This window comes from Sphingomonas asaccharolytica NBRC 15499 (assembly GCF_001598355.1).
Classification (GTDB): Bacteria; Pseudomonadota; Alphaproteobacteria; order Sphingomonadales; family Sphingomonadaceae; genus Sphingomonas; species Sphingomonas asaccharolytica.
In genome coordinates this window covers 34,618-58,580 of record NZ_BCYU01000007.1, presented here as the reverse complement: position 1 = coordinate 58,580, position 23,963 = coordinate 34,618, and the positions used below count along the sequence as shown (strand labels likewise).

General features: G+C 64.7%; 23 protein-coding genes. 10 read left to right on the top strand and 13 right to left on the bottom strand.

What is annotated here, in order from left to right; genetic code table 11:
- Positions 1 to 101 precede the first annotated feature (101 nt).
- Together SAS01S_RS03095 and SAS01S_RS03090 are read left to right on the top strand one after the other, a co-directional pair.
- Positions 102 to 1,004 carry an SDR family NAD(P)-dependent oxidoreductase gene (locus SAS01S_RS03095; RefSeq protein ID WP_066804636.1) on the top strand — a complete coding sequence of 301 codons (903 nt, stop codon included), beginning with the start codon at positions 102 to 104 and terminating at the stop codon, positions 1,002 to 1,004.
- A gap of 148 nt (positions 1,005 to 1,152) precedes the next feature.
- Positions 1,153 to 2,052, top strand: a complete 900-nt coding sequence (locus SAS01S_RS03090; protein ID WP_245656734.1) for a helix-turn-helix domain-containing protein — start codon at positions 1,153 to 1,155, stop codon at positions 2,050 to 2,052.
- A gap of 250 nt (positions 2,053 to 2,302) precedes the next feature.
- Here the strand turns inward: SAS01S_RS03090 and SAS01S_RS03085 are convergent, their stop codons facing one another.
- The 5 genes from SAS01S_RS03085 to SAS01S_RS03065 form a co-directional block, all read right to left on the bottom strand.
- A complete protein-coding gene (locus tag SAS01S_RS03085; protein ID WP_066804634.1) occupies positions 2,303 to 3,865 on the bottom strand; it encodes a class I adenylate-forming enzyme family protein in 1,563 nt (520 codons plus the stop codon).
- Positions 3,866 to 4,011: 146 nt separating this feature from the next.
- Positions 4,012 to 4,413 (bottom strand): hypothetical protein, encoded by a 402-nt coding sequence (locus SAS01S_RS03080; RefSeq protein ID WP_066804632.1) that lies wholly within the window; start codon positions 4,411 to 4,413, stop codon positions 4,012 to 4,014.
- A complete protein-coding gene (locus SAS01S_RS03075) occupies positions 4,403 to 4,843 on the bottom strand; it encodes a dihydroneopterin aldolase (RefSeq protein ID WP_245656732.1) in 441 nt (146 codons plus the stop codon). Before SAS01S_RS03075 ends, SAS01S_RS03080 begins: the two co-directional genes overlap by 11 nt.
- Positions 4,815 to 5,666, bottom strand: coding sequence for a formyltetrahydrofolate deformylase (purU, locus tag SAS01S_RS03070; protein ID WP_066804629.1), 852 nt, complete (start codon positions 5,664 to 5,666; stop codon positions 4,815 to 4,817). The genes SAS01S_RS03075 and purU overlap by 29 nt, the downstream gene beginning before the upstream one ends.
- A 26-nt stretch (positions 5,667 to 5,692) precedes the next feature.
- Positions 5,693 to 6,565, bottom strand: a complete 873-nt coding sequence (locus tag SAS01S_RS03065; RefSeq protein ID WP_066804626.1) for a methylenetetrahydrofolate reductase — start codon at positions 6,563 to 6,565, stop codon at positions 5,693 to 5,695.
- Between the two features lie 206 nt (positions 6,566 to 6,771).
- Between SAS01S_RS03065 and SAS01S_RS03060 the strand changes: the two genes are divergently transcribed.
- The gene (locus SAS01S_RS03060; RefSeq protein ID WP_369405703.1) at positions 6,772 to 7,407 is read left to right on the top strand and encodes an alpha/beta fold hydrolase; all 636 of its coding nucleotides are present in this window, start codon (positions 6,772 to 6,774) and stop codon (positions 7,405 to 7,407) included.
- A 1-nt stretch (position 7,408) separates the two neighbouring features.
- Positions 7,409 to 8,806 (top strand): syringate O-demethylase, encoded by a 1,398-nt coding sequence (gene desA / locus SAS01S_RS03055; protein ID WP_066804622.1) that lies wholly within the window; start codon positions 7,409 to 7,411, stop codon positions 8,804 to 8,806.
- Between the two features lie 51 nt (positions 8,807 to 8,857).
- Here the strand turns inward: desA and SAS01S_RS03050 are convergent, their stop codons facing one another.
- From SAS01S_RS03050 to SAS01S_RS03040, 3 genes are all read right to left on the bottom strand, one after another.
- On the bottom strand, positions 8,858 to 9,604 hold the full coding sequence (locus SAS01S_RS03050) for an IclR family transcriptional regulator (RefSeq protein ID WP_066804620.1): 747 nt from the start codon (positions 9,602 to 9,604) through the stop codon (positions 8,858 to 8,860).
- Positions 9,605 to 9,649: 45 nt separating this feature from the next.
- Positions 9,650 to 10,777 carry a cobalamin-independent methionine synthase II family protein gene (locus tag SAS01S_RS03045; RefSeq protein WP_066804618.1) on the bottom strand — a complete coding sequence of 376 codons (1,128 nt, stop codon included), beginning with the start codon at positions 10,775 to 10,777 and terminating at the stop codon, positions 9,650 to 9,652.
- 108 nt (positions 10,778 to 10,885) lie between these two features.
- The gene (locus SAS01S_RS03040) at positions 10,886 to 12,304 is read right to left on the bottom strand and encodes an aldehyde dehydrogenase family protein (RefSeq protein ID WP_066804691.1); all 1,419 of its coding nucleotides are present in this window, start codon (positions 12,302 to 12,304) and stop codon (positions 10,886 to 10,888) included.
- A 124-nt stretch (positions 12,305 to 12,428) separates the two neighbouring features.
- Here SAS01S_RS03040 and SAS01S_RS03035 point away from each other — a divergent pair, with 124 nt between their 5' ends.
- Both SAS01S_RS03035 and SAS01S_RS03030 read left to right on the top strand, forming a co-directional pair.
- The gene (locus SAS01S_RS03035) at positions 12,429 to 12,875 is read left to right on the top strand and encodes a MarR family winged helix-turn-helix transcriptional regulator (RefSeq protein WP_066804615.1); all 447 of its coding nucleotides are present in this window, start codon (positions 12,429 to 12,431) and stop codon (positions 12,873 to 12,875) included.
- Between the two features lie 92 nt (positions 12,876 to 12,967).
- The gene (locus SAS01S_RS03030; protein WP_245656731.1) at positions 12,968 to 15,106 is read left to right on the top strand and encodes an acetate--CoA ligase family protein; all 2,139 of its coding nucleotides are present in this window, start codon (positions 12,968 to 12,970) and stop codon (positions 15,104 to 15,106) included.
- Between the two features lie 124 nt (positions 15,107 to 15,230).
- Here SAS01S_RS03030 and SAS01S_RS03025 read toward each other — a convergent pair whose 3' ends face one another.
- The 4 genes from SAS01S_RS03025 to SAS01S_RS03010 form a co-directional block, all read right to left on the bottom strand.
- Entirely contained in the window at positions 15,231 to 16,070 is an 840-nt protein-coding gene (locus SAS01S_RS03025) for a p-hydroxycinnamoyl CoA hydratase/lyase (protein WP_066804611.1), read from the bottom strand.
- A gap of 201 nt (positions 16,071 to 16,271) precedes the next feature.
- Complete coding sequence (locus SAS01S_RS03020; protein WP_066804608.1) at positions 16,272 to 17,714, bottom strand: aldehyde dehydrogenase family protein; 1,443 nt, start codon at positions 17,712 to 17,714, stop codon at positions 16,272 to 16,274.
- Positions 17,715 to 17,739: 25 nt separating this feature from the next.
- Complete coding sequence (locus SAS01S_RS03015; protein WP_245656730.1) at positions 17,740 to 18,561, bottom strand: glutathione S-transferase family protein; 822 nt, start codon at positions 18,559 to 18,561, stop codon at positions 17,740 to 17,742.
- 16 nt (positions 18,562 to 18,577) lie between these two features.
- Positions 18,578 to 19,336 carry a glutathione S-transferase family protein gene (locus tag SAS01S_RS03010; protein WP_066804606.1) on the bottom strand — a complete coding sequence of 253 codons (759 nt, stop codon included), beginning with the start codon at positions 19,334 to 19,336 and terminating at the stop codon, positions 18,578 to 18,580.
- A gap of 229 nt (positions 19,337 to 19,565) precedes the next feature.
- Between SAS01S_RS03010 and SAS01S_RS03005 the strand changes: the two genes are divergently transcribed.
- Entirely contained in the window at positions 19,566 to 20,234 is a 669-nt protein-coding gene (locus tag SAS01S_RS03005) for a glutathione S-transferase family protein (RefSeq protein WP_066804604.1), read from the top strand.
- A gap of 25 nt (positions 20,235 to 20,259) precedes the next feature.
- Positions 20,260 to 21,117: a CmcJ/NvfI family oxidoreductase gene (locus tag SAS01S_RS03000; RefSeq protein WP_066804602.1), complete on the top strand. Its 858-nt coding sequence runs from the start codon at positions 20,260 to 20,262 to the stop codon at positions 21,115 to 21,117.
- Here the strand turns inward: SAS01S_RS03000 and SAS01S_RS02995 are convergent, their stop codons facing one another.
- Complete coding sequence (locus SAS01S_RS02995; protein ID WP_066804600.1) at positions 21,118 to 21,936, bottom strand: helix-turn-helix transcriptional regulator; 819 nt, start codon at positions 21,934 to 21,936, stop codon at positions 21,118 to 21,120. It abuts the gene before it with no gap.
- Positions 21,937 to 22,111: 175 nt separating this feature from the next.
- On the opposite strand from SAS01S_RS02995, the gene SAS01S_RS02990 reads away from it, so the two are divergent.
- Together SAS01S_RS02990 and SAS01S_RS02985 are read left to right on the top strand one after the other, a co-directional pair.
- Entirely contained in the window at positions 22,112 to 23,062 is a 951-nt protein-coding gene (locus SAS01S_RS02990) for an SDR family oxidoreductase (RefSeq protein WP_245656729.1), read from the top strand.
- Positions 23,059 to 23,949, top strand: coding sequence for an SDR family NAD(P)-dependent oxidoreductase (locus SAS01S_RS02985; protein ID WP_066804597.1), 891 nt, complete (start codon positions 23,059 to 23,061; stop codon positions 23,947 to 23,949). Before SAS01S_RS02990 ends, SAS01S_RS02985 begins: the two co-directional genes overlap by 4 nt.
- Positions 23,950 to 23,963 lie beyond the last annotated feature (14 nt).

Here is a 23,963-nt window from a genome sequence, read left to right as displayed (position 1 = left end):
TCATCGTTTCTGCTTGGCAAATTGTACGTGTTGGATACAAAAGGCGAGATAAAAATGCGTGCGGTGACAAACAAATTCCCGCCGCCCATGGGAGAGGCGAATTGCAGGATCTGGCTGGACGCGCGGCATTCGTCACCGGCGGTGCCAATGGCATCGGACTCGGGCTCGTGCGGGCATTGCTGGCCGAAGGATGCAAGGTCGCGCTGGCCGACATCCGCCAAGACGCGATCGACGCGGCGCTCGCGACGCTCGACAATCAGGATGTGATCGGCGTGCAGCTCGACGTTGCGTCGCGCGACGGGTTTGCCGCGGCCGCCGATCGGGTCGAGGCGGAACTGGGACCCGTCAGCCTGGTGTTCAATAATGCCGGGGTGAACCTGTTCCAGACGATCGACGATTCATCCTATGATGATTGGGATTGGGTGCTCGGCGTCAATCTCCACGGCGTCGTCAACGGGGTGATGACCTTCGTCCCCCGGATGAAGGCGGGGGGCGGCGGGGGCCATATCGTCAACACCGCCTCGATGGCCGCCTTTCTCTGCGGACCGCAGCCCGGCATCTACAACACCGCCAAGTTCGCGGTGCGCGGCATGAGCGAATCCTTGCGCTACAGCCTGGCGCCGCATGGCATCGGCGTCTCGGTGCTCTGCCCCGGCCTGGTCAAGAGTCACATCTTCGCGAGCGATGAGGTGCGCCCCGACGAGTTGAAAGCGGGGGCGAAAGCGGTCGACCCGACGAACGTCGGACGACTCGAGCAAATCCATCAGGCGGGCATGGAGCCCGATGTCATCGCCGCGCGCGTGATCGAGGCGGTCCTCGCCAATCGCTTCTACATCTTCTCGCATCCCGAATTCCGGGATGAATTACGCGAGGTGTTCGACGACGTGCTGGACGCGTTTCGCGACTATCCCGAGGATTCGGCGTTCCAGCAGCGGCTCGCTTTCGAGAAGATGCGGCGCGACGGCTATCGCGCGGCGCGGCAGGCGGCACGCGGCGACGGATAGGCCTAGCGCGTTAACGTGCGGCCCCTGCGCCCTCCGCTTGTGCAAAAAGTATGATAGGGATACAATAGGTGCACAAGCTCGGCGCAGACCGGGCAGGGCATAAGGTCGTCCGGTACGACCGGTGAGCGGGAGGGCAAGTCCGTTGAGCGTGGTCGAGCTGTTCACCACCCGCATGGTGCCGCACGAGCGGCGGCAGGATTTCTGGCGCTTGCTGGTCGCCGAGACCTTTCCCGGCATGGTCGCCGATGTCCCCGCCGGGATCCGCGCGGACCTGGCGCGCTGGTCGATCGGCAATCTGGCGGTGGCGCATGCCCGCAGCGACCGCGCTCGCGTCGACCGTGCCCGCGATGTCCGTGACGATCGCAATCTGGTCTTCCACTTTCAGCGCCGCGGCCGGCTGACGATGACCCAGGCGGGCCGCGTCGCCATCGCCGGAGGAGGGGATATCGTCATCGCGGACGAAGCCGCGCCCTATACGATCGATATTTCCGACGCCAACGACTGCCTGATCGTCCATGTTCCGGCGCCGATGCTGGGTGCCGACGCGGCCGCGCGCGACTGGCATGCGCATAAGCTCGACGGGCACGATCCGCATGTATCGCTGTTCGGCCGGATGCTCGAAGGGCTTTGGGTCGAGCGCGCCAAGCTCGACCGGCTCGAACAGGGAGTCGATACCGTCCTTGCGGATCTTGCCCGCATGGCATGTCTTCGCGGCACCGCGCGAGAAGACGAGCCGCCGCGCGATCCGGTCGATTACGCGCTCTCGCATCTTCACGATCCCGACCTGAGGACGGCACGGATCGCCGAGATGACGGGGCTGGGCGCGCGCGCCGTGCAAAAGGCGTTCGCCCGCCATGTCGCGGCGACGCCGACCGGGTTCATCGCCGAGCAGCGGCTGCAACGCGCGGCGGAGGCGTTGCGGCGGCGCGACGGGCGCTCCGTCACGCAGATCGCGTTCGATATTGGCTTTTCCGACTCGGCCTTTTTCAGCCGCTGCTTCCGCCGGCGCTTCGGCGAAACGCCGAGCGGCTGGCGCGACCGGGCCTAGGTTGGGGACTCACATTGCTGTCGTCACCACCAGCGCACCCTCCCGTCACCCCGACATACTCCCGTCACCCCAGCGAAAGCTGGGGTCTCTGGCAGTGACGCGACGCCGCTTGAGATCCCAGCTTTCGCTGGGATGACGAGTTAGGGAAATGGATCGCTTTAAGAACAACGGCTAATTTGGGTTTCCAACCTAGGAGCGCAGATCCCGCGCCCGGGACATGCTGGGCCGGGGACGCCATCGTCCCGCGCGGTCAGTTGACGTTGCGCCCCGTGTCGGACCAGAATTCGGCGCGCATCGCCTTCTTGTCGGGTTTGCCGACGGGGGTGCGCGGCAATTCGCTGCGGAACAGCACGGTCTTGGGAGCCTTCACGCTACCCAATTGCGCCTTGCAATGCGCGCGGATCGCTTCGGCATCGAGCGACCGTCCGGGCAACAGAACGACCAACGCCGTCACCGCTTCGCCCCATTTCTCGTCGGGCACGCCGATCACCGCGGCGTCGATCACCTCGGGCAGTTCCATGATCGCGGCCTCGACCTCGACCGGGAAGACGTTGAACCCGCCCGAGACGATCATGTCCTTCTTGCGGTCGACGATATAATAGAAACCGTGCTCGTCGCGCCGGCCGACATCCCCGGTATGATGCCAGCCATGCTCCCAGGCTTCGGCGCTCGCCTCGGGCAGTTCGAAATAGCCGCCGCCGACGATCCCGCCGCGTGCGACGATCTCGCCCGCTTCGCCGGTCGGCAGGATATGGCCGTCATCGTCCATCAGTTCGACCCGCACCGACAGCGTCGCCGTGCCGCAGCTTCCCAGCCGCTCCGGATGCTCGCCCCGTGCGGCCGCCGCGACGACCTGCGGCGACAGCCAGGTAGCGACGAGGTGGCATTCGGTCTGGCCATAGCTCTGGCACATGCAGGGCCCGAACACGCCGACCGCCTGGCGCAATTTGTCCGGCGAGACGGGCGATCCGGCGAGCAGGAAATAGCGCATACTCGAATAATCGAACGCGCCGACCCGCGGATGAGCCAGCATCGCGTAGAGCGCGGTGGGCGGCAGGAACATATGGGTCACGCGATGCTCGCCGATCGCGGCCATCACCGTGTCGGCCTCGAAGCCGGACAGCACCACGACCGTCGCGCCCATCGCGATTCCCGCCATGGTGAAGGGGCCGGCGGCATGGGTCAGCGGCGCGGTGGCGAGGAAGACCGGCGCCTCGGCGGGCATCAGATGCGCGATCGTCTCCAGCATCGTGCCCCAGCTGCGGTTGAGCACGCGCACGCCCTTGGCCGGTCCGGTGGTTCCGCCGGTGGCGATGATCGCGGCGAGATCCTCGCCATTACCGGTCGGGTCGCCGCCGTCGGGCACCGGTGGCGAGCCCTCCGGCAGAATGTAATCGGCGAGCGAGGCATTGCCGCCTTCCGCGGCGTCGAGGCAGATCAGCCGCCGGATCGTCGGGACTTGCCGCGCGACGGCATGAGCGTCGGCGGCATAGCTCGAATGATAGAATAGCCAGCTGGCGCGGACATAGTTGAGATATTGGATATTGGCGTCGAGTGCGTTGCGCGTGTTGACCGGAATCCAGGCGGCATCCGCGCGCCACAGCCCGAGCATCGCGATCAGCACCGAGCCGTGATTGGGCGACATCACCGCGACCGCTTCCTGGCGCGCCAGGCCGTCGGCGAGCAGCGCGCCGGCCAGCCGCTGCGACAGCGTCGCCATCTCGGCATAGGTATAGCGCTCGTCACCGGCGACCAGCACGATACGGTCGGGATGCAGCCGCGCCTGCTTGTCGAAATAATCGATGTTGCGCATCGCCGCTCTCTCCCTGCGCCATACTTATCGTTGTCGAACACGGCCGCATTCCGGAGCTCGGCCGTTCGATGGCCCGTTCCTGCCGGCATGCAGTCGGATTCGTCTGTGTGTCTTACATACAATTTTCCGAACGGGAATGCCTGACTTTACCGGACGCCGAACCGATCTCGTTTTTCGTCCGATCCTGCCTCTGGCGCTTCCTCGACTTGAGCTTTCTTGCCCGCGGGGCATGGTGCCAGATAGTCCTCACCCAGCTCCGCCGAGCGAAGCCGCGCCAGCAGCGCCCTGGCGGCGTCGGGGGCTATGTCCTCGCCGACCGGGCAGCGATCGGTCCGGACGGTGTATTCGACCCATTGGTTGGCCGCGCGGTCGAACGCCAGGTCGCAGCTCTCGACGCCATGGATCTGCAGCGTCAGCTGGCGCGCGAGGTCCGCGAGAACACGCTGAGCCTCGGGATTGATCCCGGCCCGGAAGGAAAAGCGCCGCAGCCGGTATTGCCGAGACGCGGGTTCGCGATGACCGCCGGAAACCGCGATGTCATTGCCCATCGTGCCGCTCCCGCCGCGTCAGCGATATCCGTACCGAGGCCGTGCCGCGGGGCAGCGCTTCGGGTTTGGCGACGATGATCTCGACCCGTTCCACCGGCCCGAGTTCGAGGCACCGTTCGCCGAGCAGCAGGGCATAGGTTTCGATCAGCTCGATATGGTCAGAACCGAGATCCTCCGCTTCGGCGGCGATCCGGCGATAATCGACCGACTGACCGAGCGAGCCGACCGGCCCTTTGCCCGCGAGTTCGAGGTCGACCGACACGAGCAACGGCTGCCGCCGATCGCGCTCGTCGGGATTGATCCCGATGCGCGCGGAAATCCGGAGGTCGTCGACCCGGACATGAGTGGCGAGCGCATAAAGGTCGCGGACCGACCGCGACGCTGCGGCGCCGCGCGGCCCGCTATCTAAAAACGACGGTGCGGTGGCCATTGAGCAACACCCGGTCCTGGAGATGATAGGCGACCGCCGCCGCCAGCACGCGCCGTTCGATATCGCGCCCCTTGCGGACAAGGTCGTCGGGCGTATCGGCATGGCTGATCGGTTCGACATCCTGGGCGATGATCGGTCCTTCGTCGAGATCGGCGGTCACGTAATGCGCGGTGGCGCCGATCATCTTGACGCCGCGCTCGTGCGCCTGGTGATAGGGTTTGGCGCCCTTGAACCCCGGCAGGAAGCTGTGATGGATGTTGATGCAGCGGCCCGACAGGAAACGGCTGAGATCGTCCGACAGGATCTGCATGTAGCGCGCCAGCACGACGAGCTCGGCGCCGGTCTCGTCGACGATCCGCTTGAGCACCGCTTCCTGCTCGTGCTTGTTGTCCTTGGTCACCGGCAGATGGTGGTACGGTATGTCGCCGATCATAGTGGTGTGCAGCGCCGTCTTGGGATGATTGGAAACGATCGCCACGACATCCATCGGCAATTCGCCGATGCGCCGACGGTAGAGCAGGTCGCCCAGGCAATGGTCGAATTTCGACACCATCAGCAGCACGCGTTTAAGTTCGGCGGCATCGTGGATCGCCCAATCCGCGCCGATCGCCGTTCCCACGGGAGCGAAAGCGGCCCGCACGTCGTCAATACCGCCGCCCGTCACGACGAACACGACGCGCATGAAGAACCGGCCGGTGGCGGGGTCGTCGAATTGCTGCGCGTCGGTGATGTTGGCGCCATGATCGGCGAGCAAAGTCGCGACCTTGGCGACCAGACCCGGCCGATCGGCGCAGGATAGCCGCAGGACGAAGGTTGGATTCACGTCAAACTCCGCAAGAGTGCCGCCGGTCAATGCGACGCGGCCCGATAAGTGTTGATCCACTCGACCGTTCGGGCGAGCCCGCCAAAGGGATAGAAATGCAGCCGCACCGCACCGTGCGCCGGCGTTAGCCCGCGCTCGAAATCGGCGACCAGCCGGTCGGGTCCGGCCGACCCGAGCAAGCGCGTGAGCGAGACGCCGTATTTCGACATGACGGAGGCCGATGCGCCAACCCCGCAATGCGCTGCATAGCGAAGCAAGGTCTTGATCCCGGCCGGCCCCGGCACGCCGATCCGCACCGGGCAATCGATGCCGCGCGCGCGAAGTTCCGCCAGCCAGGTGAGGATCGGCGCGGCGTCGAAGGCGAATTGCGTGACGATCAGCGTCGCCATGCCGCGTTCGGTGATCGCCGCATGCTTGGCCGCCAGCGCTTCCCAGCGTGCCGCTTCGTCCATCGCCGGGTGCCCCTCGGGATGGCCGGCGATGCCGATCGCCTGGATGCCATGTTGTTCGAACAGTCCGGTGTCGATCAGCGACATCGTATCCGCAAATGGTCCAGCGGGGACGGGCGGGTCGCCGGCGACCAGGAAGACGCGGCGCACATCCGCCTCGGCGGTCGTTCGCGCCACCATCTGCGCCAGTTCATCATGGGAGGCGATTCGGCGCGCGGAAAGGTGCGGCATCGGCTCGAAGCCGAGCGCGCGCAGGCCGATGGCGGCCTCGATCCGGGCATCCATCGTTTCGTTGGGCAGGAAGGTGATCGCGACCGGCGTTTCGGGCGCGATGGCGTCCGCCACCTCGAATAGCGCAGGGCGATCCTTCGCCGTCATTTCGAGCGAATAGCCGTCTGTCATGCCATTGGCCGGCCGCGTCCAGGCGGGGTGCAGGACAGGAATTCCCATGGGCCCTCTCGCTCTTGCGCGGTTTCGAGCGCCGCGTGTCGATAACCTCTATCGCGACTTTGATATTTCGTATAGCTGAAAACTTCATGTGTGTGAAGTTATCTGAGCCTGCTGCCGAACCTCTCCCGCTCGTGATGCTGCCGGGACTGATCTGCGATTCGCGCATTTTCACGGCGCAAGCGGATGCTTTTGCCGAGGTGTGGCCAGTGCCCGATTATGGAGATGCCGACACACTGGCGGATATGGCGCGGCGCGTGCTCGATGTCGCTCCTGCGCGCTTTGCCCTGCTTGGCCATTCGATGGGCGCGCGCGTAGCGCTGGAAATCGTTCGATCCGCGGGCGATCGGGTCGACCGGCTGGCATTGCTCAGCACGGGCGTTCACCTGCCGGGGGAAGGAGAGGCGGCCAAGCGCTACGCGCTGCGCGATTTCGGGCGGGAACGCGGCATGGCAGCGCTGGTCGATGCCTGGCTGCCGCCGATGATCGCGCCGTCGCGGCCGCGGGGCGATCTATACCAAGAGCTTTACGCAATGTGCGTCGACGCCGGCCTGGCGCGTTTCGAGGCGCAGATCGCCGCGTTGCTGTCGCGGCCCGAGATCGAAAGCCTGTTGCCGGCTATCGGCTGTCCGACGCTGGTCGCGGTCGGCAGCGAGGATCGCTGGAGCCCGCCCGTCCAGCATGAGGCGATCGCCGCGCTCATCCCCGACGCGCGCTTGGTCGTGATCGAGGGGGCAGGGCACATGCTGCCCGCCGAACGGCCCGACGCACTCAACGTCGCGATCGCGGACTGGCTGGAACAGCCCGCCACATCATCAATATCATATTGTCCTGAAGGAGCGTGAGATGACCGAACAGACCCTGCAACAGTTGCTGGATGCCAGCGGCGATATCGTCGAATTGCTGCGCAACCAGCAAAGCGGACCCAATGTCTATCCGGGCGTGCCGGCCGAATATTCGAACTGGCGCAGCGAACAGCAGGCCTGGTCGAAAACCTGTGTATTGTTCAACCAGTCGTTCCACATGGTCGACCTCGCGGTCGAGGGGCCGGATGCATTCGCGATGCTCAACCATCTTGGCGTCAACAGCTTCAAGGGCTTCGTGCCCGATCGCGCCAAGCAGTTCGTGCCGGTGACGCCTGACGGCTACGTCATCGGCGACGTCATCCTGTTCTATCTCGATGAGAACAAGTTCAACCTGGTCGGCCGCGCGCCGACGATCGAATGGATCGAATATCACGCGGCGACCGGCGACTGGAACGTCACCGTGTCGCGCGACGAGCGCACCGCGGTCCGCCCCGACCCGGAAAATCGCCGTTCCTATCGCTTCCAGCTTCAGGGGCCGAACGCCATGAAAACGCTGGAAAAGGCGATGGGCGCGACGCCGCCCGATCTCAAATTCTTTCACATGACGCGGCTAGCGATCGCCGGAAAGGAAGTGCGCGCGCTGCGCCACGGCATGGCGGGGCAGCCGGGCTACGAACTGTTCGGGCCATGGGCCGATTACGACGTTGTGCGCAACGCGTTGATCGACGCCGGCAAGGAATTCGGTTTGGCGCTGGTCGGCGGCCGCACCTATTCGTCGAACACGATCGAATCGGGCTGGATCCCGTCGCCCTTGCCCGCGACCTATACCGGCGAGGGGACGCGCGGTTTCCGCGAATGGCTGTCGGCCAACAGCTATGAGGGCAAGGCGTCGATCGGGGGCAGCTTTGTGCCCGAGTCGATCGAGGACTATTATCTGACGCCGTGGGACCTCGGTTACGGCCCGTTCGTCAAGTTCGACCACGATTTCATCGGCCGTGATGCCCTGGAGCGGATGGCGGGCCTGCCGCATCGCAAGAAGGTGACGCTGGCGCTCGACAATGAGGATTTGATGCGCGTGATCAGCTCGCAATTCACGCGAGGAGATCGTGCTAAATATATGGAATTCCCATCGGCCGTCTATTCGATGCACCCCTATGACCAGGTGCTCAGGGACGGAAAGCAGGTCGGTGTTTCGACCTGGATCAGCTATAGCGCCAATGAAGGGCGGATGCTGACCTTGGCGATGATCGAGGCCGATCATGCCGTGCCCGGCACCGAGGTCACCTTGTTATGGGGCGAGCCCGATGGCGGCACGCGCAAGCCGACGGTCGAGCGCCATGTCCAGACCGAGATCAAGGCCATTGTGGCGCCGGTTCCCTATTCCGAGGTCGCGCGCGACAGCTATGCCGAGAGCTGGCGCACTCACCAACTGACGTGACAAGGTCCGTCCCGCATTTCCGGCGATGTTTCCGCATCGTCGGAAATGCGGTCAGGCGGCTTCGAGCAAGGCCACCGTTCGCTTGAGCAGTTCCGCGGCGTGCCGTTCGACCTCCGCATCGAACCGGACCGAGGGAATCGCGACGCTGAACGCCCCGAGCAATTCGCCGTCGATCGATACGGCGCAACCAATCCCCTGGATGCCTGGCGTATGTTCCTCGCGAGTCCGGGCGATGCCCGTCTGGCGAATGGCGGCGATCTCGGCGCGCAAAGCATCGGCATCGGTGATCGTGGCGGGCGAGAATGCCCGTCGCTCCGACTCGCTGAGATAGGTTTCGAATTCGGCTTGGGGCAAAGCGGCCAGGATGGCCTTGCCCGCCGCGAAGCCGTGGAGTGGGGTCCGCGTGCCCATCTGGACGGCATAGCGCAACGCATGCTCGCTGGTTTCGGTCACCAGCGCTTCCACTTCCCAGCCGATCCGGACGAAGAAGGACGCGGTCTCATTGAGCTGGACGCGCAACGAGCGGACCAGCGGCGCGACCCGCTCGGCGAGCGAAAAGCCGTGCGCGCGCGCCTGCAGTCGGGCGAGACCCGGGCCGGCGGTGTAACGGCGGCCGGCACGCGCCAGATATCCGCGATCGATCAGCGTGTTGAGCAGATAGGACAAGCTACTGACTGGGATGACCAGAGCCGCCGCAATCTCCTGGGCGACGACGGGGCGATCGCGCGCCACGACATATTCGATGATGTCGAGCGTGCGTGTCGCCGATTTGACGGGGGATGATGCGGCATCTGCCATGAACGTTTATTGCCCGATCACGGCGCCGCCCGCTACTCCCCCGAACTAGAGCCGGGCGGCGGCGATATCGGCGCCTTCGCGCAGGTTTCGTAATTTGGCCCAGGTCACGATCGGATCGATCTTGCCATAGCCGGCAAAGGTGCCGAATCCGCAATCCGTGCTCGCGACCACGCGGTCCTGGCCGACAATGCCGGCGAAGCGTTCGATTCGCTGCGCGATCAGCTCGGGATGTTCGAGATAGTTTGAACAGGTGTCGATCAGGCCGGGCGCGAGCAGCTTGTCGTCGGGGATGTCGGCATCGCGCCAAACCGCCCATTCATGCTCGTGACGCGGATTGGCCGCTTCGAACAGGATGGTCGCCGGCCGCGCCCTCAGCACGATATCGATGATCCGCTCGAGCGGAATATCGTGGTCGTGCGGTCCTTCGTAATTGCCCCAGCAGATGTGCATGCGCATCTGGTCGGGCGCGATATTGGCGGTCGCGGCGTTGAGCGCGTCGACATTGGCCGCGATCGCCTTGAGGAACGTCGGCTCGTCCATTTCCTGATAACCGGTATGGCGCGACATAGCGAGGTCGGGACAATCGAGCTGTAATTCGAATCCGGCCGCGACGATCGCCTCGTATTCGGGCTGCATCGCCGCGACGAGGTCGGCAAGATAAGCCTCGTGACTAGGGTAATGAGCGTTCTTCTGGAACGCCGTGATCAAGCCAGGCGAGGCGGCGTTCATGAACGCGCGCGTGCCTTCGCCGTGCCGGTCGAGCGCGCTCCGGAAGCGCCGGATGTCGTCGTGCAGCGGCTGGAGGGTAACCAGCCGAACTGGCCCGATGCACGAGGCGCGGATGAATTCCTGCGCCCCCATGATGTGCGCCAGCTTGGCGCGGAGATTAGGCAGCGGTGCGAGATCGAGCGCTGGCTTGCGGTCGGTATGGCCACCAAAGCCCGACAAGCGCTCGATCATGTAAGTCGAATAGCCGACCTTGCCGAGTTCGCCGTCGCTGACGATCGTGACGCCCGCGTCGACCTGCGCCGCCACCGCCGCGTCGACCGCCGCCTGGACGACGGTATCGAACGCTTCCGCGTCATAGGGCTCGCCATGGTCGCGGGCTAGCAGCAGGGGCGTCAGTTCGGGGCCGCGCGGCAAACTACCGACATGGGTCGTCGCGATCGGCATGGGCGCTCCTCTTCCTCGGATTATCGAACGACCATGCCGCCATTTCGCGTTTGTGTATAGATCATATATGCGAAGCGACGGTGACTGCCCTCGGACCGTCGCCGCGCTTTAGGCATCCTCGAGCGCCACGACGTTGATGATGTGCGGCTGAGTATATTCGTGCAGCCCCGCTTCGCCCAGCTCGCCGCCGATCCCCGATTGTTTCGATCCGCGAAAGGGGATGTTGGGGTCGATCGCCAGATACTGGTTGACCCAGACGGTGCCCGAATCGATCCGCTTCGCAACGTCGGTAGCGCGCGTCAGGTCCTTGCCCCAAACGGTGCCGCCCAGGCCGTATTCGGAATCGTTGGCACGCGCGATCACATCGTCGATATCGTCATATTTGAGCACCGGCAGCACCGGACCGAATTGCTCTTCGCGTACCAGCGGCGCATCGTCGTCGAGGTCGCGCACGATCGTCGGCGGGATGAAGTATCCGGGACGGTCGAGCGCTTCGCCGCCGGCCAGCACGGTGCCGCGCTGCCTGGCGTCGTCGAGCAACGCTTTCACTTTCTCGAACTGCATCTTGTTCTGGATCGGACCGACCTGGGTACCCTGCTTAGCGCCGTCATCGACCACCGCTTCGCGCGCCAAGCGGGCGAGCTCGTCGCAGAATTCGTCGTACATCGGTTCGGGCACGTAAGCGCGCTTGATCGCGACGCAGATCTGGCCGGCATTGGCCATCGCGCCGCCATAGACCTTTTGCGCGACCTGGCGCGGATCGACGTCGTCGAGAACGATCGCCGCGTCGTTGCCACCGAGTTCGAGCGTGACGCGCTTCACGCCCTGCGCCGCCGCGGCCATCACCTTCTTGCCGGTCGCGGTCGACCCGGTGAAGGCGACCTTGTCGACGTCGGGATGCGTGGTCAGCACTTCGCCCAGGTCGTTCTGGTCGCACACCGTGTTGAACACGCCCGCAGGCAGAATGTCCCGGCAGATCTCACCGAACAGCAAGGTGGTGAGCGGCGTGGTCGGCGCGGGCTTGGCGACCATCGTGTTGCCGGTGACGAGCGCTGGGCCCAGCTTGTTCATCAAGAGGATGACGGGGAAATTCCACGGCGTGATCGACGCGACCACCCCGAGCGGGGTGCGGTGCTCGATCACCGTGTTGCCGCCTTCTTCGCGCAAGGTCTTGGGTTCGACCCGCATCGCGGCGAATGCACGCAGGGTGAAGATGCTACCCATCATCTCGAACATCGCCTGGTCGAGCGGCTTGCCCTGTTCGCTGGTCAGCAGGCTGGCGAACTCGCCCGCGCGCGCCTCAAGCGCATCCGCGAGCTTATCGACCAACGCCGCGCGCTGTTCGATGGGAGTCGCCGACCAGGCCGGGAAGGCGCGTCTGGCCGCGGCAACGGCGCGATCGATCAGGGCGCGATCCGCCTTGGGACACTGCGCGAACGCGCTGCCCGTCGCCGGATTGATAACCTCGAAGCTGGTCGCGCCCTCGACGAGTTCGCCATCGATCAGCATCCTGAAATCGCGTTCCATCACCACTCTCCTTGTTCGGTCGCCGGCATTGCGCTGGCAATCGGCGTCGCAATCAGGAAAAGATGCGACACGTTTCGGCCTTTGTGCGCCGGGCATACAATTTTGACAAGATGGTACTCGACCGATGAAACAAGGAAGCGATCTCGACGGGCTGCTGGGGTACCGGATCGAACTCGCCCATCTGATCGCGATAGAGGATGCGCGGCTGATGCTCGCGCCATACGGGCTGACGCCGGCGAAGCTGACCGCGTTGCTGCTCATTCGCGCCAATCCGGGATGCGACCAGACCGCGCTGGGCAAGGCGCTGAGCGTGAACCGGTCGAGCGCGATGAAGCTGGTCAATGTGCTGGTCGATCGCGGCCTGATCGAGCGTCGACCTGGACGCGATCTGCGCACCAATGCCCTGCACCTGCTGCCCGACGGTGAGAAGCGGGTGGCGGAGATGCTCGATCAATTGCGCGAGTCCGACCGTCGCCTCGCCGCCGACCTGACCGCGGCCGAGCGCGCGACGCTGATGGCCTTGTTGAAGAAACTCCGCAAACCCCGCGCGGCGCGACGAGACGACGACTGACCGGCAGAGCCCAGCTTGCTAAATTGTTTGCTTGAGATACAATCTGGCAAACGCTCACCGCGAATGGGCGAGATCGGAGAGGATGGGTTTTGGTGGCGACGACGGCGAAGAACCAGATCATCGGGAACGACGTCGAGGCGGCCTTGCGATTCGACCGGTTGCTGCGGCCGCGCTCGGTGGCGATCGTCGGCGCCTCGGACAAACCCGGCGCGCTCGGCGCGTCTGTGCTTGCCAATCTTGAGCGACAGGGATTTGACGGCGAGATCCATCTGGTCAATCCGAAGCGGGCCGAGATTGGCGGCCGAGGCTGCGTCGCCACCGTCGACGATCTGCCCGAAGGGATCGACGTCGCGGTGCTCGCGATTCCCCGCGCGGGCGTGCTCGACGTGATCCGTGGCCTGGCCGGGCGTCGCGTCGGCGCGGCGATCGTCTTTTCGGCTGGATTCGCCGAGGATGGGCCGCAAGGCTTGGCCGACCAGCAGGAGATCGCGCGGATCGCGGCGGGGGCGGATATGATCGTCGAGGGCCCCAATTGCCTCGGCCTGGTCAATTTCGTCGATCGCATCGCGCTCACCTTCATCGAACTGCCCGAACCGCGTGTCGATAGCGATCGTCGGGTCGGCATCGTGTCGCAATCGGGCGCGATGGCGGCGGTGCTGGCGACGACGATGATCGCGCGCGAAGTGCCGCTCAGCTGCTACATCTCGACCGGCAACGAAGCGGCCAGCGGGGTCGAGGATTATCTCGACCATCTGGTCGGCGATCCGGCTACGTCGGTGGTCGGCATGATCGTCGAACATTTCCGCAAGCCGGCGCGCTTCCTGGCGGCGGCCCGGGCCGCGCGCGCCGCCGGCAAGCAGGTAGTGCTGCTCCATCCCGGCCGCAGCGCGGCGGGTGCGGCGAGCGCGGCGACGCATACCGGCGCGATGGCCGGTGATTACGAGGTGATGCGCGTCCATGTCGAACGCGCCGGGGTAATCCTGGTCGATACGCTGGAGGAACTGGGCGACGTCGTAGAAATGGTCGCGCGCTATGCCGCGCCGGTCGCAAGGGGGCTCGGCGTGATCGCGGAATCGGGGGCGTTCAAGGCGATCATGCTCGATCAGGCCGAAGCGCTCGGGATCGCCCTGCCGCTGCTCGGCGATGCCGACAGCCCGGCATTGCGCGCGGCGCTGCCCGATTTCGTACCGGTCAGCAATCCGCTCGACGTGACCGCGCAAGGCCTGGTCGATCCCGGAATCTATGGACGGACGATCGCCGCGCTGGCGGGCGACGACCGCATCGGCGCGATCCTGGTGACCCTGATCCAGACCGACACCGGCACGTCGCACATCAAATTCGCTGCGGTGCTCGACGCTTTGCGCTCGAGCCCGCCGGGCAAACCGGTGATCGTCGCTGGCGTCGACGAAGGCGGTATCGTCCTGGCCGAGGATGTCGCCGCGCTGCGGGCGGAAGGCGTGATGTACCTGCCGACCGCTGAACGCGCCTTGCACGCGCTGGCCAGGATGCGGTCGACCGGAGAAATTGCCGTGCTTCCGACGGGTGATGCGGCACCGCTGGTGGGGCTGCCAGAGGCCGGCGCGACAGTAACCGAATATCGCGCCAAGGATTTGCTCGGCGCGCGTGGCATCGCTTTTCCATCCGGCACACTCGCCGGATCGGCCGAAGAGGCAGTCGCCGCCGCCGATCGGTTCGGCTATCCGGTCGTGCTCAAGGCCCAGGCGGCGGCGCTGCCGCACAAGAGCGATGCTGGCGGCGTGGTAGTCGGCCTGGCCGACGCACAAGAAGTTCGCGACGGATGGGCGAAGCTGCAGGCCGCGGTGGCCGCGGCGCGGCCCGATCTGACATTGGACGGCGTGCTGGTCGAACCGATGGCGGCACGCGGCATCGAGCTGATCGTCGGCGCACGCAACGACCCGCATTGGGGAGCGACGATCCTGTTCGGGTTCGGCGGAGTCAGCGCCGAACTGCTCCACGACGTGCGGTTGCTCCCTGCTGGGCTCGATCGCGATGCCATTGTCGCCGAATTGCGCCGCCTGCGTCTTGCCCCGCTGCTCGACGGGTTTCGCGGGGAGCCGGCGATGGACGTCGATGCGGTGGCAGCGCTAGTCGACGCCCTCGGTGCGGTGGTGGCGGCGACGCCGGCGATCCGTGAGATCGACCTCAATCCGGTGATGGTCTATCCGCGCGGGCAAGGCGCGATCGCGCTCGATGCATTGATCCAGACCTGAGGGCCACGTCTTTTAGCGTCTGCTCCTGGGACTCATTTCAGCGAGCAAGGAGCCAGAATTGCGGGGAAACGGCCAGCAACCCTGGGCTCCTGCTTTCGCAGGAGCGCAAGGTTTCCGCAGGCCCTTAAGCGCCTGCCTTCTGCTGGTCGTAAGCTCCAAGGCCGGGCTTGTAGCTCTTCTCGTCGATGAACTGGCGGATGCCTTCCTTGCGCCCCTCGGTCTTATCGTGGAAATTGGCCGCTTCCTGCATGCGGACCAGATAATCCTCGGCCTCGTCATAGGTCATCGAGCCGACACGACGCACGGCGTCCTTGGCGAATTTGAGCGCGACCGGGTTCTTCTTGAGCAGCATCTCGGCAACTTCGCGGACGCGGGTTTCCAGCCGGTCGAGCGGCACGCTCTCGTTGACCAGCTTCCACTCCGCCGCCTTGCGGCCATCGATCAGATCGCCGGTCAGCGTCATCCACATCGCGTCGCGCATCGACAACAGGTCGACCACGACTTTGGTCACGCCGCCGCCGGGCAGGATGCCCCAATTGATCTCGCTCAGCCCGAATTGCGCTTCATCGGCGCAGATCGCGAGGTCGCACGAGAAAAGCGGGCCGAAGCCGCCGCCGAAGCACCAGCCGTTGACCATTGCGATGGTCGGCTTCTGAAACCAGCGCAGCCGCCGGAACCAGCCATAGCTTTCGCGCTGCGACTGGCGGACGCCGCGCAGGCCCTGCGCCTCGGTCTCGCGAAAATATTCCTTGAGGTCCATGCCCGCCGACCAGGCGGTTCCTTCGCCGCTCAGAACCAGCGCGCCGACATCGTCGCGATATTCGAGCTCGTCGAGCACTTCCATCATCCGGCGATTGAGCGCCGGGTTCATGCAGTTGCGCTTCTCCGGCCGCGCGAAATAGACCCAGGCGATCCGGTCCTCGACCCGATATGACACTACATCCTGCGCATTGCCTTCGCTCATCGTTCGTCATCCCAGTCTGCGCGGGGCAGATGCCGGTCGGATACGTGCCGAATCTCCCTCGCCGTTATTTGTATGCTAGGCGTACAATAACGACGATGACGCAGGAAGCAAGCGAGTGCGTGACGGGAATCGCGGCGGAAGTCCGGCCGCTTGGGAGTCAGGTGCCGGCTGGCCGGACGCCGGCCGGCACCCGTAAATGCCTCAGGCGGGGACGGCGTCTTCCGGCAGGGCGCCGATCACTGACTTCACCTCGAGGAATTCTTCCAGCCCGAACTTACCGAATTCGCGGCCATTCCCCGATTGCTTGTACCCGCCGAACGGCATGTCGAAGGCGAGCCCGCCGGCATTGACGAACACCGCGCCCGCGCGGAGCTTGCCGACAATGGTCTTCGCTTTGGTCGGGTCGCCGGCGATATAGGCGCCGAGGCCATAAGGCGTGTCGTTGGCGATACGGACCGCATCGGCGTCGTCGGCGTAAGGCATGATCACCAGGACCGGCCCGAAAATCTCCTCGCGCGCGATCGTCATGTCGGGGGTGACGTCGGCGAAGACGGTCGGCTTCACGTAGAAGCCGGTATCGAACCCGTCGGGCCTGCCGGTACCGCCGGTCACCAGGGTCGCGCCTTCGTCGATGCCCTGCTGGATCAGGCCCTGGATGCGGTCCCATTGGCGCTGGTTGACGACGGGGCCGATATGATCGCCTTCGCTGAGCGGGTCGCCGACCGCTTTGGCGGCGAACATCGCGCCGACCTTGGCCGCCGCTTCGTCATGCTGCGAGCGGTGCACCAGCATGCGCGTCGGCGCCACGCAGCTCTGGCCGGAATTGAGCAGCACGCCGCCGACCCCGCCAGGTAGCGCCTGATCGAGCGGCGCGCCTTCGAGGATGATATTGGGCGACTTGCCGCCCAGTTCCTGCGCGACCCGCTTGACCGTGTCGGCGGCGTTCTTGGCTACCATGATCCCGGCGCGGGTCGATCCGGTGAAGCTCATCATGTCGATATCGGGATGTTTGGCCAGCGCGGTGCCGACGCCTTCGCCGTCGCCCTGGACGAGGTTGAACACGCCCGCCGGCACGCCTGCCGCGTCCATCACCTCGGCGAAGATCGCCGCCGAGCTCGGCGCTTCCTCGGATGGCTTGAGGATCATCGTGCAGCCGGCAGCGAGCGCCGGGCCGACTTTGGCGACGATCTGGTTCATCGGCCAGTTCCACGGCGTGATCAGCGCGGCCACGCCGATCGGCTCGCGTACGACTGTATTGTCGCCAATCTTCTCGGCGAATTGGTAATCCTGCAGCGCCTTCAGCGCATTGCCGAGATGACCCAGGCCCGAACCGGCCTGTGCGGTTTGCGCGATCGAGATCGGGCAGCCCATTTCGATCGCGATCGCCTCGGCGATGTCGGGGATCCGCTTCTGATATTCGGCGATGATCCGCTGGAGCAGGGCAATGCGCCCGTCCTTCGACGTCTGCGAAAAGCTGTCGAACGCGCGCCGCGCGGCATGGACCGCGTCATCGACATCGGCCGCGGTGCCGAGCACGATCTCGCCGGCCGGCTGCTCGGTCGCGGGGTTGATGACCGTATGTTTGCGGCCGCCTTTGCTGTCGACCCAACGGCCGTCGATATAGTTCTGCGGATAGCTTTTCATGGCAGGAAATCCTCTTGGCGAAAGTTCAGGAGAGGACGAGCCCCAGCTCGACGTCGGTCGCGGGCGTGCCCCATTTGTCGCGCGGCGGCATCGGCCGCGTGTCCCAGGCGGGGTCAAGCGTGAAGCTGGAGACGCTGCGCCCGTCGGGGATGCGCCCGTTCCCGCCGCCTTGGGAATAATCGTAATAGAGCGTCATCAGCTCGCGATGGCTGTGGTGGCGCTGGACGATCGGGTGCGCCTGGCATGCCTCGCGCCAGCGCAGCACACGGGTGAGGTGCTGCGGGATCTCGTATGCCTCGTAATAGTCGAGGAACCACAGCCGCTTGAACATCGGCGCGAACGCGACATCGGCCCAGCCGAACGTGTCGAACAGGAAATCGCGGTCGGGCGCGTAATGACGCAGAAAGTCGTCGAGCCGGGTATATTGCGCATCGACCTCGGCGCGATGCTCGTCGCGTTTGGCGGGATCGCGGTTGAGGATCATGCGATAGCCCGCGCCGGTGAATTGGCCGTCGGTGGCGCACAACATCGCTTCGACCGCATGCTCATAGGGATCGCGGCGCGCGACGAGGCGCTCAGGGAAGCGATCCTCGAAATAGCGCATGATCACCATGCTTTCCTTGAGCGTCTCGCCATTTTCCAGCTCGAGCGCGGGCAAAGCAGTGGTGCCGCGGGTCTTTTGCAGCAGCCAGTCGGGGCGCGGCTTGGAAATATCGATCTCGTGATCGGCCATGATGCCGTCGAGCCCCTTGAGGTCGAGCAGCAACTCCACGCGCTCGGAAAACGGGCAGCCCGGAATATGGTACATCCTGAGCGCGCCGCCCGGCGGTTCATCGTTCCAGTTCATGACGGTCTCGATCTCCTCAGGCAGCTGACGCAGGCGCCGGCGCACGCGACGGCATTTCGCTTTGCGATCGCGCGAACATTTCGCGCACCGCCGGGCGTTGGTTGATCCGCTCGATCCAGGCGAGCAGATGGGGCGACGCCTCCCGGTTCACAATTTCCGCGAAGCCATGCTGCATGCCGTTGGCGATCGCGAAGTTGCAGATGTCGGCCAGCGTATAGTCGTCGCCGGCCAGCCAGGGACTCTGCGACAGCCTTTTCTCCAGCCGGTCGACCGACACGCCGATCTTGCGCATCTCCTCGTCGAGCACCTCTTTCGGAAAGCCGTTGCGGGCGTTGCGCCATTTGACCTTCTGTTCGGCAACCGGGATGCGCGCGAGTTGCTCCTCGAACTCGGAATCGGACAAAGCGCGCGCCATCGGGCCGATCATCCGCTCCCAGCCGATGGTCGATACGCACCAGCAGAAATATTCGTCGACCCATTTGGTCCACACCCGCATCTCCGCGGTCGCTACCGGGTCGGCCGGGCGCAGCCGCGGCGCGTCGGGAAAGGCGTCTTCCAGATATTCGCAGATCACCGTCGATTCGGTGATAATGTGGCCATCGTGATCGAGCGCCGGCACCTGGCCGCGCGGATTGATCTTCTTGAACCACTCCTCATGATGCTCGAACTTCCGCGGGTCGATGAAGCGCGGGGTGAACGGCAGGCCCTTTTCGTACAGAGCGAGCAGCGGCTTGAGCGAGTTGGCGGCCGGACCGAAACTATACAGGGTCAACATCAGCGCTTCCTCCTCTTCCCGGACCGTGCGTTTTCACACGTTGCGGATAGCGGTGACGATGGTTGCCGCGCTTCGCAAGAAGACCACCTGTTCTATTAGTCGAGCTACCCCTCAGACGGGCGCAATGCACGATCCAGGGTGTCATCGGCAGTGATAGCGTAAGCGGTCACCTTGTAGGCGAGGCCTCGCTCTGCTTGGCTTGCCGGCCAGGAGAGAAAAAGGCTCGCATATGCTCGAATTGCTGACGTCGGAAACGCCGAACGGCTGGAAAGCCGCGATCATGCTCGAGGAACTGGGCGTGCCGTACAAGGTGAGGGTAATCTCGCTCACCAACCTCGACCAGAAGCAGGATTGGTACGTCGCGCTCAATCCAAATGGCCGGATACCGACCCTGGTCGATCATGACGAAGGCGATTTCGCGGTCTTCGAATCAGGCGCGATCCTGATCTATCTCGCCGAAAAATTTGGCCGGTTCATCCCCACCGACACCAAGGGGCGCAGCCGCGTCATCCAATGGGTGATGTGGCAGATGTCGGGGCTGGGGCCGATGATGGGCCAAGCGACGGTATTCAACCGCTATTTCGAGGATCGCTTACCCAAGGTGATCGACCGTTATGTCCGTGAGAGCCGGCGGCTGTTCGGCGTGATGGACGCGCACTTGGCCGATCGCGACTATCTGGCGGGCGATTATTCGATTGCCGACATCGCCTGCTTTCCCTGGGTCAGGGGCCATGATTGGGCACAGGTGCCGATTGACGGGCTCCCGCATCTACAGCGCTGGTTCGACGCCGTCGCGGTGCGTCCGGCCGTGCAGCGCGGCCTGCTCGTGCCCGAGCCGCCCAAGGCCACGGAAATGGAGAAGAAGACGGTCCTCCAGGGCAAGACCATCCTGTCCTAAGCAAAGGAAAGGCGGAAAAACGACGATGGCGACAGTCATCAATCGCAGCACGGCGGCACCGGCGGTCGAGACCAGGATCGATTATCTCGTCCCGACATCGAAGATCAATCGGCGATTCTGGGCGCCCGGGCGCGAAGTGAATACCGGAATCTACCAATCCTATCCGGTGACGATCCGCAACGCGCGGCTCGCGCCCGAGCCGTTCACGCTCGACAAACATGGTTTCTGCCTGGCGCGCCACGTCAGCGGCGTGAGCGATTTCCGCGACCCGAAAGCGGTGGCGAATTATCCCGCCGAGGTGGCGGACGTCGCGCGCATGCTCACCGGTTGCGACCTCGTCGTGCCGATGAGCGGGCAATTGCGCTCGCCGGTCATTTCCGGCGCGCGGATTCAGCCGCCCGCAGCCGAAGCGCATGTCGATTTCAACACCGCGACGGCACACCGGATCGCGAAGGCGTTGTTCGACAAAGCGGCGCCCGGCACTAGCTTCACCCGCTTCATCGCCTTCAGCCTATGGCGCACCTTTTCGCCGCCGCCGCAGGATTGGCCGCTCGCGTTATGCGAAGCAGGCAGCGTCGGCGACGAGGATGCGGTCGCCAACGTCAAGGTCGATGTCGACGAGATTCCCGAGGGCGACGCACTTTATGCGCCGATCGAAGGCGAGGAAGAGATGGCGGCGGCCACGATCTTCCATTACAATCCGGCGCATCGCTGGTGGTACTTCCCCGATATGACTGCCGACGAAGTGATCTTCATCAAGTTCCACGACAGCGATCACGACCGCGCTTGGCGCGCGCCGCATACGGCGTTCCACGACACCAGTCGGCCGGACGCGGTGACGCGCGAAAGTTACGAATTCCGCGCGATCGCCTATTTCAACTGATCAGCGTTTGGCGGCAAGTTTTGCCAGCTTGGCGGCGCTTTCGGGATCGTTGGGCGCGAACAGGATCAGCCGCTGTCCCGGCGCTTCCTCGATCGCGTAGGAGGTATGCCGAAAGATGATCTCGCCCACGTCGGGCATATCGGCGACATTGGTGTGCTCGAAATGGGCGAGGATTTCCGATTCCTGCCAATATTGCCGGAATAGCTCGGACCGTTCGTACATCTCCGCGATGATCGCATCGAAAACTTCGGGTCGCGCGGTGCGGCTGTAATCCCATTTGAACCGCGCGGTCAGCCGCTGCCCCATTTCGCGGAAATGGTCGGGATCGCTGCGATAGCGGTCGTCGAGCATCAGGATCTTGAACAGATTGCGCTTGGCAAGCGGCAAGCTGCCATAATCGCGGAAAGCGCGCGCGACGAGGTCGTTCCAGCCGATCACCGTCCAGTCCTCGACGATGACCAAAGCCGGGATCGACAGGCTGTCGAGCAAATGCTGCGTCCCGGGATGGACCTGCTCGTCGGCGACTGCGGTCAGCGGGGGCGGACGATGCTGGGCGAGCGCGAACAGGAATTCGCGCTCGTTCTTGTCGAGCCGCAACGTGGCGCTGAGCCGCTCGATCATCGGCGCCGACAACCTCACCTCGCGGCCTTGCTCGAACCAAGTGTACCAGGTGACGCTCATCCCCGCGAGCGTCGCCACTTCCTCGCGCCGCAATCCCGTCGTGCGCCGCCGCGTGCCGCATGGCAGGCCGACATCCGCCGGCGACAGCTTGGCGCGCGCCGCCTTGAGGAATCGGGTGAGTTCTTCGCGATGGGCCATGGTTTATCCAGTTAGCTCCAATAATGGCATAGCCAGCGGTCTTCTAGTTCTATCCAGCTTCTGCAAGCTAAACCGCAACCTTGTGGCGGCGCGGCCGGGAGTATCGGGAAATGTCCGGAAATACCGGCTGCCGATCATCCCGGACCGACGGCGGGCACGATAAAAGGAGAGTAAGATGTCGGAAGCAATGGCCGCGCCGCGGCCTGCCCCCATGGCCGATGTGGCCGGTCGTACGGCGTTCATCACCGGGGGTGCCAACGGCATCGGACTCGGCATCGCGCGTGCCTTGGTGCGGGCGGGCGCCAATGTCGTGATCGCCGATATTCGCGCGGACTCGCTGGCGGAGACGCGCGCCTCGCTCGGTGACGACGCGCGGGTCGAAACCGTCGTGCTGGACGTCACCGACCGCGCCGGCTTCGCGCGAGCGGCCGACTCTGCCGAGGCGCGGTTCGGCAAGATTCATATGCTGATCGGCAATGCCGGGATCGGCATCATGGGGCCGATCGTCGATGCCCGCTACGACGATTGGGATTGGGCGATGGGAGTCAATTTCGGCGGCGTTATCAATGGTCTCGTCACCATCCTGCCGCGAATCCGCGCGCATGGCGAAGGCGGGCAGATCGTGACCACCTCGTCGCAATCGGCGCTGATTCCGATACCCTTTTCGGCGACCTATACCGCCGCCAAGGCAGCGGTGCTGGGGCTTTCGGAAGCGATCCGCGGTGAGCTGGCGGCGGAGAATATCGGGGTTTCGGCCTTCCTGCCCGGCCCGGTCCAGAGCAATATCGCCTTGTCGGGCGAGTTGCGTCCCGACCGGTTCAAGAGCGACAGTGGGTATCAAACCCGTGAGGCGGAGCTGGAGAAGCGGCCGGTATCGCCGCTGTGGATGGGAGCGGACGAGGTCGGCGAGCGCGTCCTCGCGGGCATCCGCAACAACGACCTCTATATCCTCACTCATCCCGAATTCGCTGCCGGCATGCGCAAACGGTTCGACGCGATCCTCGCTTCCTTCCCCGACGAGCCGATCAACCGCGAGCGCGCGGAGGCGATCGGCTTCCTGCTCGGCAATCCGATATTCGACGAAGAGCTCGCTCGTCACGGCAAGAAAGAGGACATGGCACGATGACCAGCGTTGCGGGGCGCACTGCCTTCATCACCGGCGGCGGATCGGGAGTAGCGCTCGGCCAGGCTAAGATATTCGCACAGGCCGGGTGCAAGGTCGCCATCGCCGATATCCGCCAGGATCATCTCGACGAGGCCATGGCCTGGTTCGACCAGACCGATTTCGAGGTGATGCCGGTCAAGCTCGATATCACTGACCGCGCCGCCTACGCAGCGGCGGCGGATGCGGTCGAAGCCAGGCTCGGCCCGGTCGAATTGCTGTTCAACACCGCCGGCGTGTCGATCTTCGGGCCGTTGGAAAAGGCGACCTATGAGGATTGGGACTGGCAGTTGTCGGTGAATCTCAATGGCGTCATCAACGGTATCCAGACGTTCGTGCCGCGCATGATCGCGCGCGGCAATGGCGGCCATATCGTCAACACGGCGTCGATGTCGGCGTTCGTCGCGCTCAAGGGTACCGGCATCTATTGCACCGCCAAGATGGCGATCCGCGGCCTGTCCGAATGCCTCGCGCTCGACTTGGCCGACCATGGTATCGGCGTCTCGATCCTGTGCCCCGGCGCGGTCAACACCAATATCCACGAAGCGGTGCTGACGCGGCCCGAGCATCTGCGGAACACCGGCTATTACGGCGCCGATCCGGCGATGTTCGCGCATCTGAAACGCGTGATCGAGGTCGGCATGGAGCCGGAGACGCTGGCGCGCTATGTCCTCGACGGTGTCGAGCGGGATCAGTTGTACATCCTGCCTTATCCCGAATTTCGCGGCACGCTGGAGGATATTCACACCCGGGTGATGACGGCGCTTGCCCGGCCCGAGGATGATCCCGAATATGAGAAGCGCGTCGCGCATGGCGTACCGGGCGGCGAGCGCCGGCGCGCCGATGCGTGAGGCGGGTTGGCCGC

Coding starts and splice junctions, on each gene's coding strand:
- desA (WP_066804622.1), top strand. CDS start 7,409: ATGACCGAACAGACCCTGCAACAGTTGCTGGATGCCAGCGGCGATATC.
- SAS01S_RS03020 (WP_066804608.1), bottom strand. CDS start 17,714: ATGAAAAGCTATCCGCAGAACTATATCGACGGCCGTTGGGTCGACAGC.
- SAS01S_RS03035 (WP_066804615.1), top strand. CDS start 12,429: ATGAAACAAGGAAGCGATCTCGACGGGCTGCTGGGGTACCGGATCGAA.
- SAS01S_RS03015 (WP_245656730.1), bottom strand. CDS start 18,561: ATGAACTGGAACGATGAACCGCCGGGCGGCGCGCTCAGGATGTACCAT.
- SAS01S_RS02990 (WP_245656729.1), top strand. CDS start 22,112: ATGTCGGAAGCAATGGCCGCGCCGCGGCCTGCCCCCATGGCCGATGTG.
- SAS01S_RS03065 (WP_066804626.1), bottom strand. CDS start 6,565: ATGGGAATTCCTGTCCTGCACCCCGCCTGGACGCGGCCGGCCAATGGC.
- SAS01S_RS03045 (WP_066804618.1), bottom strand. CDS start 10,777: ATGCCGATCGCGACGACCCATGTCGGTAGTTTGCCGCGCGGCCCCGAA.
- SAS01S_RS02995 (WP_066804600.1), bottom strand. CDS start 21,936: ATGGCCCATCGCGAAGAACTCACCCGATTCCTCAAGGCGGCGCGCGCC.
- SAS01S_RS03040 (WP_066804691.1), bottom strand. CDS start 12,304: ATGGAACGCGATTTCAGGATGCTGATCGATGGCGAACTCGTCGAGGGC.
- SAS01S_RS03000 (WP_066804602.1), top strand. CDS start 20,260: ATGGCGACAGTCATCAATCGCAGCACGGCGGCACCGGCGGTCGAGACC.
- SAS01S_RS03050 (WP_066804620.1), bottom strand. CDS start 9,604: ATGGCAGATGCCGCATCATCCCCCGTCAAATCGGCGACACGCACGCTC.
- SAS01S_RS02985 (WP_066804597.1), top strand. CDS start 23,059: ATGACCAGCGTTGCGGGGCGCACTGCCTTCATCACCGGCGGCGGATCG.
- SAS01S_RS03005 (WP_066804604.1), top strand. CDS start 19,566: ATGCTCGAATTGCTGACGTCGGAAACGCCGAACGGCTGGAAAGCCGCG.
- SAS01S_RS03010 (WP_066804606.1), bottom strand. CDS start 19,336: ATGTTGACCCTGTATAGTTTCGGTCCGGCCGCCAACTCGCTCAAGCCG.
- SAS01S_RS03085 (WP_066804634.1), bottom strand. CDS start 3,865: ATGCGCAACATCGATTATTTCGACAAGCAGGCGCGGCTGCATCCCGAC.
- SAS01S_RS03025 (WP_066804611.1), bottom strand. CDS start 16,070: ATGAGCGAAGGCAATGCGCAGGATGTAGTGTCATATCGGGTCGAGGAC.
- SAS01S_RS03075 (WP_245656732.1), bottom strand. CDS start 4,843: ATGGCCACCGCACCGTCGTTTTTAGATAGCGGGCCGCGCGGCGCCGCA.
- SAS01S_RS03080 (WP_066804632.1), bottom strand. CDS start 4,413: ATGGGCAATGACATCGCGGTTTCCGGCGGTCATCGCGAACCCGCGTCT.